The 16,435-nt window shown below is 76.2% G+C and carries 11 protein-coding genes; 10 read left to right on the top strand and 1 reads right to left on the bottom strand.

The features are described from left to right. Positions 1 to 388 precede the first annotated feature (388 nt). Complete coding sequence (locus ABD335_RS12205) at positions 389 to 3,619, top strand: beta-N-acetylglucosaminidase domain-containing protein (protein ID WP_344322289.1); 3,231 nt, start codon at positions 389 to 391, stop codon at positions 3,617 to 3,619. A 145-nt stretch (positions 3,620 to 3,764) separates the two neighbouring features. Here ABD335_RS12205 and ABD335_RS12200 read toward each other — a convergent pair whose 3' ends face one another. Further along, on the bottom strand, positions 3,765 to 4,304 hold the full coding sequence (locus ABD335_RS12200; protein ID WP_344322288.1) for an HNH endonuclease: 540 nt from the start codon (positions 4,302 to 4,304) through the stop codon (positions 3,765 to 3,767). Between the two features lie 226 nt (positions 4,305 to 4,530). Here ABD335_RS12200 and ABD335_RS12195 point away from each other — a divergent pair, with 226 nt between their 5' ends. The 9 genes from ABD335_RS12195 to ABD335_RS12155 form a co-directional block, all read left to right on the top strand. Further along, positions 4,531 to 5,727: a mechanosensitive ion channel family protein gene (locus ABD335_RS12195; RefSeq protein ID WP_425583615.1), complete on the top strand. Its 1,197-nt coding sequence runs from the start codon at positions 4,531 to 4,533 to the stop codon at positions 5,725 to 5,727. Positions 5,728 to 5,882: 155 nt separating this feature from the next. Then, on the top strand, positions 5,883 to 7,106 hold the full coding sequence (locus ABD335_RS12190; protein ID WP_344322287.1) for an ROK family transcriptional regulator: 1,224 nt from the start codon (positions 5,883 to 5,885) through the stop codon (positions 7,104 to 7,106). Between the two features lie 32 nt (positions 7,107 to 7,138). Continuing rightward, on the top strand, positions 7,139 to 8,410 hold the full coding sequence (locus ABD335_RS12185; RefSeq protein ID WP_344322286.1) for a family 4 glycosyl hydrolase: 1,272 nt from the start codon (positions 7,139 to 7,141) through the stop codon (positions 8,408 to 8,410). Further along, positions 8,401 to 9,483, top strand: coding sequence for an N-acetylglucosamine kinase (locus tag ABD335_RS12180; RefSeq protein ID WP_344322283.1), 1,083 nt, complete (start codon positions 8,401 to 8,403; stop codon positions 9,481 to 9,483). Before ABD335_RS12185 ends, ABD335_RS12180 begins: the two co-directional genes overlap by 10 nt. A gap of 328 nt (positions 9,484 to 9,811) precedes the next feature. Continuing rightward, the gene (locus tag ABD335_RS12175; RefSeq protein WP_425583614.1) at positions 9,812 to 11,230 is read left to right on the top strand and encodes a hypothetical protein; all 1,419 of its coding nucleotides are present in this window, start codon (positions 9,812 to 9,814) and stop codon (positions 11,228 to 11,230) included. Between the two features lie 85 nt (positions 11,231 to 11,315). Further along, positions 11,316 to 12,305 carry a glutamate ABC transporter substrate-binding protein gene (locus tag ABD335_RS12170; RefSeq protein ID WP_344322281.1) on the top strand — a complete coding sequence of 330 codons (990 nt, stop codon included), beginning with the start codon at positions 11,316 to 11,318 and terminating at the stop codon, positions 12,303 to 12,305. A 41-nt stretch (positions 12,306 to 12,346) separates the two neighbouring features. Beyond that, positions 12,347 to 13,669: a hypothetical protein gene (locus ABD335_RS12165; protein WP_344322279.1), complete on the top strand. Its 1,323-nt coding sequence runs from the start codon at positions 12,347 to 12,349 to the stop codon at positions 13,667 to 13,669. Then, positions 13,666 to 16,161 carry a serine/threonine-protein kinase gene (locus ABD335_RS12160; protein ID WP_344322278.1) on the top strand — a complete coding sequence of 832 codons (2,496 nt, stop codon included), beginning with the start codon at positions 13,666 to 13,668 and terminating at the stop codon, positions 16,159 to 16,161. The genes ABD335_RS12165 and ABD335_RS12160 overlap by 4 nt, the downstream gene beginning before the upstream one ends. Before the next feature lie 2 nt (positions 16,162 to 16,163). Further along, the coding region (locus ABD335_RS12155) for a zinc-ribbon domain-containing protein (protein WP_344322276.1) at positions 16,164 to 16,435 on the top strand (272 nt) is incomplete at its 3' end.

The following is a 16,435-nucleotide window of genomic DNA, read 5'->3' as shown; positions in this document are numbered from 1 at the left end:
ACATGGTGGGCCCTACCCGCTGAGGCGGAGCCCAGTCCCCTTCGGCGTGCGACGTGAGCCAGGCCACCCTGGCCCACAGCCGATGATTTCACGGCACGTCGCGCTTGTCAGCGCAGAGAATTCGTTTGAAACCGTTGTCACATCCAGAATTTGCCGATCCCTGAGAGGCGATCACCCGCGCGTCACCGGTCTCCACGGCAGCCGCGCACCACTCCGGAACCCCCTTCGCGCCACCCTGTCGCACCGACAAGTCGGACACTTCGACCGTCGCCGTTGACACCCTCGCCGCCCGGTGGTGGGCTCGTTGCGGCCGACGCACCGGGTCGGCGGGGTCCGGGCGGGTGGAGACGGACGGACAGACGAGCGGGCGAGAAGGGCCTACGACGACGTGAACCATGCGACGCATGGCCGCGGCGCGCGCCGGACCGGGGCGACGGCGCTGGTCGCGGCCGTTCTCGGCGGGCTGCTCACGGGTGCTCCGGGCGCACAGGCGGCGCCGCCCCGGCCCGACACGGGCGACGGCACGGCACCGACCGCCGACGGCCGGGAGGACCCCGCGGCACGGAGCGGCGTCCCGGCGGTCTGGCCGCGTCCGCAGTCCCTGCGGGAGCGGGGCGCGGCCCTGCCCGTCGGGGACGAGGCCACCGTGATCGCCGACGAGGACGCCGACCCCCGCGCCCTCGACGTCGTCCGCGACGCCCTGCGCGCGGCCGGGGCGCGCGACGTGCGCACCCTGCGGCCCGGCGAGGAGTCCCGCGCGCGGGGCCTGGTGGTCCGGGCCGGGGGCGCCGCCGCGGAGAGGGCGCTGAGCGCCCTGCGCGCCTCCGAGCGCGGCGACCTCCCCTCGGGCGGCTACCGGCTGGCGGTCGGCCGGGCGGCCGGCCTGGGGGACCCGGGCGGCACGGTCGCCCTGGCGGGCGTCGGCGACGACGGGCTGTTCCACGCCGCGCAGACGCTGCGGCAACTGGTGGTCACCGGGGAGGACGGGCGCGGCGCGTTCGCCGGGGTCACCGTGCGGGACTGGCCGGCCACGGCCGTGCGCGGCACGACCGAGGGCTTCTACGGCGAGGCGTGGTCGCACCGGGAGCGGCTGGCGCACCTGGACTTCATGGGCCGCACCAAGCAGAACCGCTACCTGTACGCCCCCGGCGACGACCCCTTCCGCCAGTCCCGCTGGCGCGACCCCTACCCCGCCGAGCGGCGCGCGCAGTTCCGCGAGCTCGCCGAGCGGGCCCGGCGCAACCACGTGGTGCTGGGCTGGGCCGTCTCGCCGGGGCAGTCGATGTGCCTGGTCTCCGGCGACGACCGCCGGGCGCTGCTGCGCAAGATCGACGCCATGGTGGCGCTGGGGGTGCGGGCGATCCAGCTCCGCTTCGAGGACGCGAGCTACAACGAGTGGCACTGCGACGAGGACGCCGACCGCTACGGCTCCGGCCCGCGGGCCGCCGCCTCCGCCCACGCCGACCTGGCCAACGAGGTGGCCGCGCACCTGGCGAAGCGGTACGGCACCGGGCGCGGCGCGGTGCCGTTGTCGGTGCTGCCGACCGAGTTCTACCAGGACGGCTCCACCGAGTACCGCCGCGCGTTCGCCCGGCGGCTGCGCGCGGACGTGGAGGTGGCCTGGACGGGCGTGGGGGTCGTCCCGGCGACCATCACCGGCGGAGAGGTGGCCGAGGCCCGCTCCGTCTTCCGTCACCCGCTGGCCACGATGGACAACTACCCGGTCAACGACTACGCCGCGGACCGGATCTTCCTCGGCCCGTACACCGGCCGCGACCCGGCCGTCGCCAACGGCTCGGCGGAGCTGCTGGCCAACGCGATGGAACAGCCGACGGCCTCCCGCGTCCCGCTGTTCACGGTCGCCGACTACGCCTGGAACCCCCGCGGCTACCGGCCCGAGGAGTCCTGGGAGGCGGCCGTCGACGACCTGGCGGGCACCGGCCGGCCGGGCGGCGTGGCGGACCGCGAGGCCCGCGAGGCGCTGCGCGCGCTCGCCGCCAACAGCTCCTCCTCCGTGCTGGACGAGGAGGAGTCCGCCTACCTCGTCCCGCTGCTCGACGCCTACCGGGACGCCCACGCCGACCGCGACGAGAAGCGGTTCGCCGGTGCGGAGAGCCGGCTGCGCGACGCCTTCGCGGAGCTGCGCGAGGTCCCCGAGCACCTGGCGGACGTGGCCGGCGGCGCCCTCAGCGACGAGGCGCGCCCCTGGGTGCGGCAGCTCGCCCGCTACGGCCGGGCGGGCGAGTACGCGCTGGACATGCTGGCCGCCCAGCGGCGCGGTGACGGCGCGGCGGCCTGGAAGGCGCGGCTGGAGCTGGAGAGGCTGCGCGGCGAGGCCGACCGGAGCGGGGCGACGGTCGGCGAGGGCGTCCTGCCGGCCTTCGTGGACGAGGCGCTGCGGATCGCCGACGACTGGTCGGGCGCCGGCGCCCGGGCCCCGGAGGCCGAGCGCTCCGGCGAGCGGGTGCGCGGCGGCCCCGCCCCGGCGCCCGGCTCCTCGCCGGAGGACGCCGCCGACGGCGATCCGGTCACCGCCTTCCGCGCCGCGGAGGCCCCCGATCCCGGCTCCGAGGAGCTGGAGCTGCGGCTGCCCCGGCCGCGTTCGCTGGAGGCGGTCACCGTCCAGTCGGCGCCGGGGTCGGACGTCCGCGCCGCCGTCGAGGCCCATGTGCCGGGCGAGGGCTGGAAGGAGCTGGGCGCCCTCTCCGACCGCGGCTGGACGGAGGTGCGGGCCGACGGACTGCGGGCGGACGCCGTGCGCCTGGCCTGGCGGAGCGGCTCGAAGGCCCCGGTGATCCACGAGCTGACGCCCTGGTACTCCGACGCCCCCGGCGCCGAGCTGGAACTGGCCCGCACCGAGGCCAACGCCGTCGTCGGCGGCGAAGCGGCCGTGGTCGAGGCGCGGCTGACCGGCAACCGCCCCACCGACGTGCGCGGCCGGTTGACGGTGCGGGCGCCCGAGGGCTTCACGGTGCGCGCCCCGCGCCGGGTGGTGCTCCGGCGCGGCGTCCCGGCGACGGTGGCCGTCGAGGTGCGGGCCGGGAAGGACGTGCGGTCGGGCACGTACGACGTGCCGATCACCCTCACCACCGCGGAGGGCGAGACCCGGGAGGCGACGCTCGCCGTCCGCGCCTACCCGCCCACCGGCGGGCCGGACCTGGCCCGGGGCGCGCGGGCGGACTCCTCCGCCGACGAGACCGAGGACTTCCCCGCCTCGGCCGTCGTCGACGGCGACCCGAACACCCGCTGGTCCTCCCTCGCCGAGGACGGGCAGTGGGTGCAGGTGGAGCTGGACCGGCCGACCCGGGTCGGCGAGGTGCGGCTGCACTGGCAGGACGCGTACGCCTCCCGCTACCGCGTCCAGGTCTCCGCCGACGGCAGGCGGTGGCGCACGGCCGCGACCGTGCGCGACGGGCGGGGCGGACGGGAGACGGTGCGCATGGACGCCCCGGCCGACACCCGCTACGTGCGGGTGGTGGGCGACGAGCGGGCGACCCGCTTCGGGGTGTCCCTGTGGTCCGTGGAGGTCTACGCGGTGCGGGACGACGGGAACGGCCGGAGCGACGGGAACGGCCGGAACGCCGAGGACGGCGGGAGGGCCGGCGCCCCTCGGGAGTGAGGGGACGCGGGCGCTCCGGCCCCGACGCCGGCCGCGGCCCCGTCACGGTTCCGCGGCCGGCCCCGAGGAGGTCCGCGCAGACCGCGGAGACCGCGGAGACCGCGGGGACCGCGGGGACCGCCTCGAAGACGACGAAACCCGGATCTCAGGCCGATGTCCTGCCGTCGATCCGGGCGAGTGCCTCCTCCGCGCCGTACGGCCGCAGATACGGCAGCCAGCGCGGGTCCCTGTGCCCCGTGCCGATGATCCGCCAGGCCAGGCCCGTCGGCGGCGCGGGTTGATGCCGCATCGGCCAGCCCAGCTCGGAGATGTGGCGATCGGCTTTCACGTGGTTGCAGCGGCGGCAGGCCGCCACGACGTTGTCCCAGGCGTGCTGCCCGCCACGGCTGCGCGGAACGACGTGGTCGACGCTGGTTGCGACGCCACCGCAGTACACGCATCTGCCACCGTCACGGGCGAACAGGGCGCGGCGGGTGAGCGGCACGGTGCCGCGGAAGGGCACGCGTACGAAGCGTTTCAGGCGTACGACGCTCGGGGCGGGTATGGCTTGGGTGGCGCTGTGCATGAGGGCGCCGGAATCCTCCAGGCTTATCGCCTTTCCGTTGAGGACGAGGATGAGCGCGCGGCGGAGCGGTACGACGCCGAGCGGCTCGTACGACGCGTTGAGGACCAGGACGTGCGGCACGGTGCCTCCTTGTACGTCGGCGGCGCGTGGCTCGCGCCGGGACGATCTCCCCCAGTGTGTCCCGCGTCCCGGTGGCGGCGCCACCACGATCGCGTAACGCGCTGAGCGTGTTTTCGACCACACACCGTTTCTCCCCCGCCCTGCCCCGCCGCTATTCCACGGTCGTCCGGGAGAGAGCGGCCGGTCGGGCGGTGTGTCCCCCGTTAGTGTGTCGAGGGTGGAATCGATGGACGACGCGCACGAGACGGCCACGAACGCCGCGGGATGGATAGAGGAGAACTGGGGCGCCTGGCTCGCCGCCGGGCTGCGCATCCTGCTGATCCTGGTGATAGCGGTCGTGCTGCGCTCGGTGATCCGCCGGGCCATCACCCGGCTGATCACCCGGATGAACCGCAACGCCGAGGCCGAGGCGAGCGGCAACGCGCTGCGCGGTCTGCTGGTCAACGCCGAGCGGCGGCGCCAGCGCACCGAGGCGATCGGTTCGGTGCTGCGCAGCGTCGCCACGTTCGTGATCATGGGCACGGCGGTGCTGATCGCCCTGTCCACCATGGGCATCGACCTGGCGCCGCTGCTGGCCAGCGCCGGTGTCGCCGGTGTGGCGATCGGTTTCGGCGCCCGCAATCTGGTCACGGACGTGCTGGGCGGGATGTTCGTCCTCCTGGAGGACCAGTACGGGGTCGGCGACCGGATCGACGCGGGCGAGGCCACCGGCACGGTGCTGGAGATCGGTCTGCGGGTGACCAAGCTGCGGGGCGACGACGGCGAGATCTGGTACGTCCGCAACGGCGAGATCAAGCGGGTCGGCAACCTCAGCCAGGGGTGGGCGACGGCCTCCCTGGACGTGGAGGTCCGCTCCGACGAGGACCTGGAGGAGGTCCGGGCGGCCATCGTGGCGGCCGGTGAGGAGATGTCCACGACCACGCCGTGGGACGAGGTCCTGTGGGCGCCGGTGGAGGTGCTGGGCCTGAACTCGGTGACGCTGGAGACCATGGTGATCCGGGTCTCGGCGAAGACCATGCCGGGCAAGGCGCTGCCGGTGGAGCGCGAGCTGCGCTGGCGGATCAAGCGGGCGCTGGACCTGCGGGGCATCCGGATGGTGGACGAGGAGTCGCTGACCACGCTGCGCAGGCTGGACGCCGATCTGGAGCGCGACCTGGGCAAGGGGCTGGGCCCCGGCCTGGTGAAGAAGGACGTCAAGGGCGTCCGGGACGTCACGGGCGCGAAGGACGTCAAGGACCGGGGCGGCTCCCTGCCCGCGTCCCCCGTCAGGAACCCGGCCAAGGCCCCGGCGGAGGACGGCGGGCGGGCCCCGTCGGTGGAGGCGGCCGAACCCGGCAGGGCCCCCGCGGCTCCGGCGGCTCCGGCCAGGGAGGCGGGCCCGGAGCCGGGCAGGGGCGCGGGCGGCGGTCGGCCCGCCCCGTAGCGCGGCACACGGGCGGCGCCGCCGCGCGGACGTGCGGCGGGCGGGTGGGCGCGGGGCCCGCTCCCGGCCCGTCCGTTGACGCGGCCCGGGAGCGGGTCTACTGTCCTGTCCCGCACAACTGGAAACTTTCCTGACAGTAATGGGCGGGGGAGCCGATGGCCGGTACGACCCCGGGGACGCCCCGGGTGCTGCGCGCGATGAACGACCGCGCGGCGCTGGAGCTGCTGCTCGCCCACGGCCCGCTGTCGCGCGGCCGCATCGGCACGCTGACCGGGCTGTCCAAACCGACCGCGTCCCAGCTCCTGGCCCGTCTGGAGGCCGCCGGCCTGGTCGTCGTCACCGGCACCAGCCGGGGCCGTCCCGGACCGGGCGCCCAGTTGTACGCCCTCAACCCGGCCGTCGCCCACGTCGCCGGCGTGGACGTCACCGCCGCCCGCATCCGCGCCGCGGTCGCCGACATCACCGGCCGGACCGTCGGCACCTTCGAACTGCCCACCCCCGGACGGCAGTCCTCCGAGGGCGCCGTCCAGCGGGTCGTGGCCGCCGTGGACGGCGCCGCCAAGGACGCCGGGCTCGCCCGCGGCGAGCTCCACCGCGTCGTCATCGGCACCCCGGGCGCCTTCGACCCGCGGACCGGGCGGTTGCGGTACGCCTCCCACCTGCCCGGCTGGCACTCCCCCACCCTCCTGGAGGAGCTGGCCGCCGCGCTGCCGATGCCGCTGGACTACGACAACGACGTCAACCTCGTGGCCGTCGCCGAACAGCGTCTGGGGGTCGCCCGCGACCACGACGACTTCGTCCTGCTGTGGAACGAGGAGGGCATCGGCGCCGCGCTGGTGCTGGGCGGACGGCTGCACCGCGGCTGGACCGGCGGCGCGGGCGAGGTCGGCTTCCTGCCGGTGCCCGGCGTCCCGCTGATGCGCCACGTGGCGCAGGCGGGCGGCGGCGGCTTCCAGGAGCTGGCGGGCGCCGCCGCCGTGGTGCGCACCGCCCGCGAGCTGGGCCTCGAACCTCCGCGCGGCCCGGCGCGGGACGTGGCCGCGGCCCTGCTCGCCCGGGCGGCCGAACACGTCGGCGACGGCGAGCCGACCGGCCCGGAGGGGGAGCTGCTGCGGCGGACGGCCACCGCGCTGGCGATCGGGCTCGCCGCGATGGTCGCCGTCCTGGACCCCGAGCTCGTCGTCCTCTCCGGCGGTCTGCCGATCGCCGGGGGCGAGGCGCTGCGCGCGCTGATCCAGCGGGAGCTGTCCGAACTGGCCGCCCCCCGCCCCCGGCTGGTCATCGGCACCGTCACCGAACACCCCGTGCTCAGCGGGGCGTTGGAGAGCGCCCTGGCCACCACCCGCGACGAGGTGTTCGACACCTCCCGCCGTCCGTGATCCGTGCCGTTTCCGAGGAGGACCAGGCCCCAGTGAGACTCGCAGTGGTGGGGGGCGGCTCGACCTACACCCCCGAACTCGTCGACGGATTCGCGCGGTTGCGGGACGTCCTCCCGGTCACCGAGCTGGTCCTGACCGACCCGGCGGAGGACCGGCTGGAGACGGTGGGCGGGCTCGCCCGGCGCATCCTCGCCCGCGCCGGCCACCCGGCCGCCGTCACCACCACCTCCGACCTGGACGCGGCCGTCGCGGACGCCGACGCCGTCCTGCTCCAGCTCCGCGTCGGCGGCCAGGCCGCCCGCGAGCGGGACGAGACCTGGCCGCTGGAGTGCGGCTGCGTCGGGCAGGAGACCACCGGCGCGGGCGGGCTGGCCAAGGCGCTGCGCACCGTCCCGGTGGTGCTGGACATCGCCGAACGGGTGCGCCGCGCCAACCCCGACGCCTGGATCGTCGACTTCACCAACCCGGTCGGCATCGTCACCCGCGCGCTGCTGGCCGAGGGCCACCGCGCGGTGGGCCTGTGCAACGTGGCGATCGGCCTCCAGCGGAAGTTCGCCGCGCTGCTGGACGTGTCCCCCGAGGAGGTCCACCTCGACCACGTCGGGCTCAACCACCTCACCTGGGAGCTGGGCGTGCGCCTGGGCGGACCGGACGGGGCGGACGTCCTGCCGGGGCTGCTGGCCGAGCACGGCGAGACCATCGCCGCCGACCTGCGGCTGCCGAAGGCCGTCCTGGACCGGCTGGGCGCCGTGCCCTCCTACTACCTGCGCTACTTCTACGCGCACGACGAGGTCGTGGCCGAGATGCGCACCAGGCCGTCGCGGGCGGCGGAGGTCGCCGCGATGGAGCGGAGGCTGCTGGAGATGTACGCCGACCCGGCCCTGGACACCAAGCCCGAACTGCTGGCCAAGCGCGGCGGCGCCCACTACTCCGAGGCCGCCGTCGCCCTGACCGCCGCGCTGCTGGGCGACGGGAGCGGCGGTGGCAGTGTGCAGGTGGTCAACACCCGCAACGACGGAACCCTGCCCTTCCTCCCCGACGACGCGGTGATCGAGGTGCCGGCGGAGGTCTCCCCGGCGGGCGCGAAGCCCCTGCCCGTGCCGCCGCTCTCCCCCCTCTACACCGGCCTGATCTCGGCCGTGACGGCGTACGAGCACCTGGCGTTGGAGGCCGCCCTGCGCGGCGGCCGGGACCGGGTGTTCGCCGCGCTGCTGGCCCACCCCCTCGTCGGGCAGTACACCCTCGCCGAGGAGTTGACGGACCGTCTGATCGCGCACAACCGGGAGTACCTGGCATGGGCCTGACGCCCGCCTCTTCGGCGTCCCCCTCTTCGACATCCGCCTCTTCGGCGTCCCCCTCCCCCACGGCCGCCGCCCTGGCGATCGACGCGGGCAACAGCAAGACGGACGTGGCGCTGGTGGCCGCGGACGGGAGCGTCCTGGGCGCCGCGCGGGGCGGGGGGTTCCAGCCGCCGGTGGTCGGCGCGGAGGCGGCCGTCGACGCCCTGGGCGGGACCGTGGCCCGGGCCGCGCAGGACGCGGGGCTGGACGCCGAAGCCGCCGACGCGGGCACGCCCCTGGCCGAGCACGTCTCGGCCTGCCTGGCCAACGCCGACCTGCCGCGCGAGGAGCGGGAGTTGGCGGCCCTGGTCGACGGCCGCGGCTGGGGCCGCACCAGCGCCGTCGCCAACGACACGTTCGCCATCCTCCGCGCGGGCCTGCCCGACGACGGCTCCGTACGGCACGGGGTCGCCGTCGTCTGCGGCGCGGGCGTGAACTGCGTCGGGGTCGCCGAGGACGGCCGCACCCACCGCTTCCCCGCCGTCGGCCGGCTCTCCGGCGACTGGGGCGGCGGCGGGGGGCTGGCCGAGGAGGCGCTGTGGCACGCCGCCCGGGCCGAGGACGGCCGGGGCGAGGACACCGAGCTGGCCCGGGCGCTGCCCGCCCACTTCGGCCTGCCCAGCATGTACGCGCTGATCGAGGCGTTCCACCTGGGCGACCTTCCGGGCGCGCGCCGCCACGAACTCGTCCCCGTCCTCTTCGCGGTGGCCGACGGCGGCGACGCGGTCGCCCGCGCGCTGGTGCACCGGCAGGCCGAGGAGATCACGGCCATGGCGACGGTCGCGCTGGAGCGTCTGGACCTGCTCGACACCCCGACCCCGGTGGTGCTGGGCGGCAGCGTCGTGGCGGCCCGTCACCGGCTCCTCCACGGCAGGCTCCTGGAGCTCCTCGCCGCACGCGCCCCCCGGGCCGGCGTCGAGGTGGTCACCGCCCCTCCGGTGCTCGGCGCCGCGCTGCTGGCCCTGGACCGTCTGGCGGCCGGCCCGGCCGCCTGTGCCCGGCTGCGCGCCCACTACGCCGCGCACGCCCGCGCTTGACCGCCGGGTGCGTGCGGCGGTCGGGCGTCCGTCCGCGCCCCCTGCCGGCGCGGTGGCGGCGACCGGGACGAGCGGCGGCGGGAACCGACCGCGCCCCCGTCGCGTGTTGGAGCAGAAGAGGTGGTGCGGAGGCGGGAACGCGCCGCTCGCAGCGGCCGCGAGCGGTCCGGGCGGTCCGTGGAGATCGCGATCGGAACAAGATCCCGGCAGGAACGGTGTCGTCGCCGCCCCCGGCCGCCATACTGCTGGACGGGGCCCCTCCGGCTCCGCCGCGCGGGGGAGGGCGCGGGGCCCGGTGCGTCAGCGACCGAGGGGGAGGTCCCGAGCAGTGACACACCCGCCGAGCGGTCCGCCCCCGTCCCCCGCGACCCCTTCCGTCCCGGCCCGTCCCGTCCCGATGCCCCGGAGCGCGCCCGCCGCCCCTCCCCCGGCCGTTCCCGATCCGCCGCGCCGTACGGCCTGGGCCGAGGGTGTGGACCGGCTGCGCGCGGCGGCGGTGACCGAGCCCGGACGGCTGCGGATCATCGGGGCCGCCCTGGCCGCGCTGGTGCTGGCGTTCGGGGCCGTGACCGCCTGGCAGGTCTCCGACCGGGCCGCCGCGGCCGACGCCGTGGTCGGCCGCAGCCAGCCGCTGAGCGCGGACGCGGCGAGCATCTACCGTTCGCTCGCCGACGCCGACACCACGGCCGCCGGCGCCTTCCTGGCCGGGGGCGACGAGCCGCCCGAGCTGCGCGAGCGGTACGAGCGGGACATCCGCACCGCCGCCCGGCTGCTGGCCCGGGCGGGGGCCGGCAGCCGGCCGTCGAACCGCGGTCACGACGAGATCGCCGAACTCAACCAACAACTCCCCGTCTACACCGGCCTGGTGGAGACCGCCCGCGCCAACAACCGGCAGGGCCTGCCCCTGGGCGGCGCCTACCTGCGCCACGCCAGCGAGCGGATGCGCGAGGACCTGCTGCCCGCCGCCGAGGCGCTCCACCGGTCCGAGACCGCCCGGTTCCGCGAGGACCACCGGGACGCGCGCTCCCGGCCCGTCCCCGCCCTGCTCACCGGGGTCGCCGCGCTCGCCGCGCTCGGCTGGGCCCAGCGGCGCCACTTCCTGCGGACGAACCGGGTGTTCAACCCCGGACTGCTGGCCGCGACCGCCGCGACGACCGCGCTGCTGGTGTGGCTGGTGACCGCGCACGGGCTCGCCCGGTCCGGCCTCGACGCCTCCGACCGGTGCGGCGCCCGGTCGCTCCAGGTGCTCAACGAGGCGTGGACGGGCGTCCTCCGGGCCCGCGGCGACGAGAACATGACGCTGGTGGCGCGCGGCGGCGGCGCCGCGTACGAGGAGAGCTACCGCGCGGGCATGCGCGAGGTCGCGGACGACGGCGGACGGTTGGCGAAGGCGCTGGCCCTGGCCGACGACCCGGAGGGACGCGGACCGGTCGAGGACGCCCTGCGGGCCGCCGCCGACTGGCGCGAACACCACGCCGCCGCCCGCGAGGCGGAGAACGACGGCCGCTACGACGACGCGGTCGCCCTGGTGGTCGGGCCCGGCCGGAACACCGCGCGGAGCGCGTTCGACGCGGTGGACACCGGTCTGGCCGAGGCCGTACGGCACGAGCAGCGGGAGTTCGAGCGGGCGGCCGGGCGCGGGCGGGACGCCCTGGACGGACTGCCCGTCGGGGCCGGGGCGCTGGCCGTGCTCGGCGCCGCGGGCGTGGTGCTGGGCATCGGCCGCAGGCTGTCGGAGTACCGGTGAGACCGGCGAAGGAGCACACGTGAGAACACCCGGAAGGGGGCCTGGCGGAGGCCCCGGGAGGAGCGGTGCCGGGACGCGGAACGGCGTGTCCGTCCGGGCCGCCGCCGTGGCGGTGGGCGGACTCGCCCTGGCCGCCGCGATCCTGGTCCAGACGGTGCTGTCCACGGCGGTGCCCACGCCGGTGCCCGTGGACGACGGCCGGGAGGCGGGGCACGGGCCGGGCGCCACCCGGGCGCTGCCCACCGCCGAGCGGGAGACCTGCGCCGACGGCACCGACCCGGCCGAGAGCCTGCGCCCCTCGAAGAAGGCCGGGCCCGCGGTCAGGCGCATCCAGCGGGCGGGACGGCTGGTGGTCGGCGTCGACCAGAACAGCTACCTGTGGGGCTACCGCGACCCGTCCTCCGGCGACATCACCGGCTTCGACATCGATCTGGTGAAGGCCATCGCCGAGGACCTGCTCGGCGAGGACCCGGAGATCGTCTACAAGACCGTCCCGACCGACCAGCGCATCCCCGCCGTCCAGCGGCGCGAGGTGGACATGGTGGTGCGCACCATGTCGATCACCTGCGGCCGGCTGAAGGACGTGGCGTTCTCCACGGCGTACTTCGAGGCCGGGCAGCAGGTCCTCGCGCCGCGGTCCTCGCCGATCACGGGGTTCGACGGAACGCTGCGCGGCAAGCGGCTGTGCACCGCGGCCGGTTCGACCGCGCAGACCCTGCTGGAGAAGGACGACGGGGGCGCCCGGCCGGTCTACGTCGACAACCAGCTCGACTGCCTGGTGCGGCTCCAACTCGGCGAGGTGGACGCGGTGTTGACCGACAGCGCCCTGGCCGCCGGACAGGCCGCCCAGGACCCCTCGGTGCACCTCGTCGGCGCCCCGCTGACCGTCGAGCCGTACGGCGTCGCGATGCACCTGGAGGACGAGGATCTGGTGCGCCGGGTCAACAAGGTGCTGGAGGACTACCGCCGGGGTGGTGGGAACAGTGCGTGGATGGCCGCATACAAACGGTGGCTCGCCGACAAGATGGAGATAGCGGAGCCGGCACCCCCGGCTCCGGCGTACAGGGACCGATGACGCGTCGGACACGAGCGACGACGAGAACGGCGAGGTGATCCATGGGGGACGGCGGAGGTCCGGAGCCCGGTGAACCGGTGATGAGCCGGGAGGAGGCGGACCGTGCCCTGGCACGGCTCGCCGCGGAACACGAGGCGATCGAGACGTCCCTGCTCTCACTCCAGGACCACGCGGGGCGCAGACTGCTGGAGGGCGCCGAGCTGACGGGCGTCACCAAGGAGCGGTGGGCTCGGGCCGAGGAGGCGATCTCGCTGCTGTGGACCCACTTCGAGGTCTACACCGCCGCGCTGGACTCGCTCCGCGAGCTGCGCGCCCGACACCGCCGGCCGACCCTCGACGACCTCGCCGAGCTGACCGCCGGGCTGCGGAACCCCTCGGTGACCGTCCCGAGCGGACCGGACGGACCGGACGGACCGGACGGACCGGATGGCGGGGACGGCGAGCGGATCGGCCTGCCGGAGCTGGTCGACCGGATCAACGCCTGGTACGCCCAGGCCCTGGACGTGGTCGCCGCCGCCGACTCCGTGTGGTCCGCCCTGCCCGCCCGGATAGACATGCTCTCCGCCGAGTTGCAGCGCGTCCGCTCCCTGGCGCACTCCGTCGGCGTACGCCCCGGCGAGCACCCGGCGGGCGACGAACTGGAGCGCACGACCGAGGAGTTGACCTCGCTGCGCGCCGAGGTGGTCGCCGACCCGCTGGCCTTCTGGATTCCCGCGGGCGGGAGTTCGGCCCCCGGTGGCGGCCGTCCCGACACCGAGCGGTACGACCGGGCGGCCCGCGCCCTGGACGACATCCGGCGCGAGATCGACGCCGTGCTCCAGGTGCGGCAGGACGCCGAACAGCGGCTGATGCGGCTGCGCGACGTGCTCTCCCGGGCGGACCGCACCCTGGCGGAGGCGCGCACGGCGCGCGGCGAGGTGCTGGCGAAGATCGCCGCCTCCGAGGTGCCCGCCGTGAGCGGTCCCCCGACCGTGCTGTACGAGCAGTTGGAGGCCGCGGTCGAACACCGCCGGCACGCCCGCTGGCACCGGCTGTCGCCGCTGCTGGAGAGCCTGGAGGAGCGCGCGGAGGAGGAGTTGGAGCGGGCCCGCGCCTCGCTGACCGCCGTGACCGCGCCGCTGGCCGTCCGCGCGGAGCTGCGCGGCCGACTTGACGCGTACCGGGCGAAGGTGGCCCGGCACGGCCTGGCGGACGACCCGCTGCTGTCGGAGCGGTACGACATCGCGCGGCGGCTGCTGTGGAGCGCGCCGTGCGACCTGCGGGCCGCCGAGCAGGCGGTGCTGCGCTACCGGCAGGCGGCGCTGGAGGCCCTGGCGGCGTCGGACGGCGGCGGCCCGACCGGCCGGGAAGGGGGCGTCCGGTGACCGCGGAGGCCGGGACGGCGCGGGCGTGCCGCCGGCCCGGCTGCGGAGGGTCGTACGAGGACGCCGGCGGCGGGCTGTACTGCGGCGCCTGCGGGACGCCGCCGCCGGTCTCCCCGGACGGCACGGTGGCCTCGCCGCCGACGAGCGCCCACGGCGTCCCGCCCTCCCGTCCGGTCCCCTCCCCGTCCTCCGAGCCGTCGGAGCCCTCCTCGGAACCGTCGGGGCCGTCCGGGCGGCTGTCGGGCCGCTCCTCCGGCGGACGGCCCGTCTCCGTGCGCGGTTCGCGCTCGTCGTCGTCCTCCTCCGGACGCGGCGCGCTGGGCGCCGGGCTGGTGTCCGTGCCCCCGGTGCCGCGCCCGGACCCGCGGTCGGCGGTGCTGGAGAACCCGGAGGTGCCCGAGCGGAAGCGATTCTGCGGCAACCACGAGTGCGGCGCCCCGGTGGGACGGTCGCGCCACGGCCGGCCGGGCCGCGCCGAGGGCTTCTGCACCCGGTGCGGGCACCCCTACTCCTTCGTCCCCAAACTGCGGCCGGGCGACGTGGTGCACGGCCAGTACGAGGTGGTGGGCTGCCTCGCGCACGGCGGCCTGGGCTGGATCTACCTGGCGGTGGACCACGCGGTCTCCGGCCGCTGGGTGGTGCTCAAGGGCCTGCTGGACACCGGCGACGAGGACGCCATGGCCGCGGCGATCTCCGAGCGGCGGTTCCTCGCGGAGATCGAGCACCCCTCCATCGTGCGCATCCACAACTTCGTCGAGCACCTGGACCGGCGCACCGGCAGCCTCGACGGCTACATCGTGATGGAGTACGTGGGCGGCAGGTCGCTGAAGGAGATCGCCAACTCCCGCCGCACGCCGCGCGGTCGCCGCGATCCGCTGCCGGTCGAGCAGGCGTGCGCGTACGGCATCGAGGCCCTGGAGGCGCTCGGCCACCTGCACGGCCGGAACCTGCTCTACTGCGACTTCAAGGTCGACAACGCCATCCAGCAGGGGGACCGCCTCAAGCTGATCGACATGGGCGCGGTCCGGCGGATGGACGACCACGAGAGCGCGATCTACGGCACGATCGGCTACCAGGCGCCGGAGGTGACGGAGACGGGCCCGTCCGTGGCCTCCGACCTGTACACGGTGGCGCGCACGCTGGCCGTGCTGACCTTCGACTTCCAGGGCTACACCACCGTGTTCGCGCACAGCCTGCCGGGCCCGGAGCACATCGAGGTCTTCCGGCGGCACGAGTCGTTCCACCGGCTGCTGGTGCGGGCGACCGACCCCGATCCGCGGCGGCGGTTCGCCTCGGCCGAGGAGATGTCCGAGCAACTCGTGGGCGTGCTGCGGGAGGTCGTGGCGCTCCGGACGGGCGAGCCGCGGCCGTCGGTGTCCACGCTGTTCGGCCCGGAGACGAGGGTCGTGGACACCCAGGTGCTGGCGCCCGTCACCGGTGACACCTCGCTGCTGGGCGTCCGCGCGCCCCGGCGGTCGCGCAGGGCGCGCGGCTCGGCGGCGCACTCCGTGGCGAGCGCGGGCGCGATGGGCGCGGCCCCCGCGCCGAAGCCGCTGGACGCGCGGGCTGCGGCACTGGCGCTTCCGGTTCCCCTGGTGGACCCGGCCGATCCGAACGCCGGTTTCCTCGCCGGTCTGCCGGCCGCCGAACCCGCCGAACTCGTCGCCGCGCTGCGGGCCGCACCGACCGACTCCGTGGAGCGGCGGCTGCGGGAGCTGCGCGCGTGGCTGGAGACGGACGACGCGCACGGCCGCGCGCCGGCCGCCGGAACGCTGGCCGAACTGGAGGAACGGCACGCCGACGACTGGCGGGTGGTCTGGCACCGGGCGCTGTACGCCCTGGCGACCGGCGACCGGGAGACGGCGGCGACGGCCTTCGACGCGATCCACGGCGCCTTCCCCGGGGAGCCCGCCCCCAAGTTGGCGCTCGGCGTCTGCGCCGAGGCGCTCGGCCGCCGGGAGGACGCCGCGCGGTACTACCACCTGGTGTGGGCGACCGACCGGAGCTGGGTGAGCGCCGCGTTCGGCCTGGCCCGGGTACGGTTGGCGACCGGTGACCGCCACGGTGCCGTGCGGACGCTGGAGTCCGTGCCGGAGTCCTCCGTCCACCACACGGCCGCGCGCGTGGCCGCCGTACGGGCCCGACTGCGGCACCGCTCCCCGCACGAACCGCTGTCGGAGGACCTGCGGGCCGCCGCCCGCGAGGTGGAGCGGTTGCGGGAGGCGGGCCTGGACGCGCTGCGCCGCGAACGGTTGACCACCGAGGTACTGGGCAGTGCGTTGGACTGGGTGCTGGCGGGCCGGCAGGGCGCGCCCGCGCCCGCCGGTCCGGGGCGGCTTCCGCCCCTGCTGGGCTGCGAGTTGGACGAGCGAGGGCTCCGCCTGGGGCTGGAACGGTCGCTCCGGCTGCTCGCCCGGCTCGCGCAGACCGGCGCCGAAAGGATCGAACTGGTGGAACGGGCCAACCGTCTCCGCCCCAGAACGTGGGTGTGACCATGCCGCAGCTCGACCAACTCTCCGTCTGCCCCCGCTGTGAGGAGCCCCTCGAAGAGGGCGACCGCTTCTGCGGTGCGTGCGGTGCCGACCTGGCGGCCGCGGCGAACGCCCCGCGACCGCCGGTGCCGCCGCCGCCCGCCATGCCGCCCGCGATGCCCCCCGCGCCGCCCGTGCCCGTCGTGCCTCCGATGCCCTCGGTGCCGCCCCCGCCCGGACCGCCGCCCGCGGCGGCCCCGCCGCCGCCCGTGCCGCCGCCCTGCGCCACCTCGCC

This window comes from Streptomyces macrosporus (assembly GCF_039533145.1).
Taxonomy (GTDB): domain Bacteria; phylum Actinomycetota; class Actinomycetes; order Streptomycetales; family Streptomycetaceae; genus Streptomyces; species Streptomyces macrosporus.
This window is presented reverse-complemented; position numbering and strand designations above follow the sequence as displayed.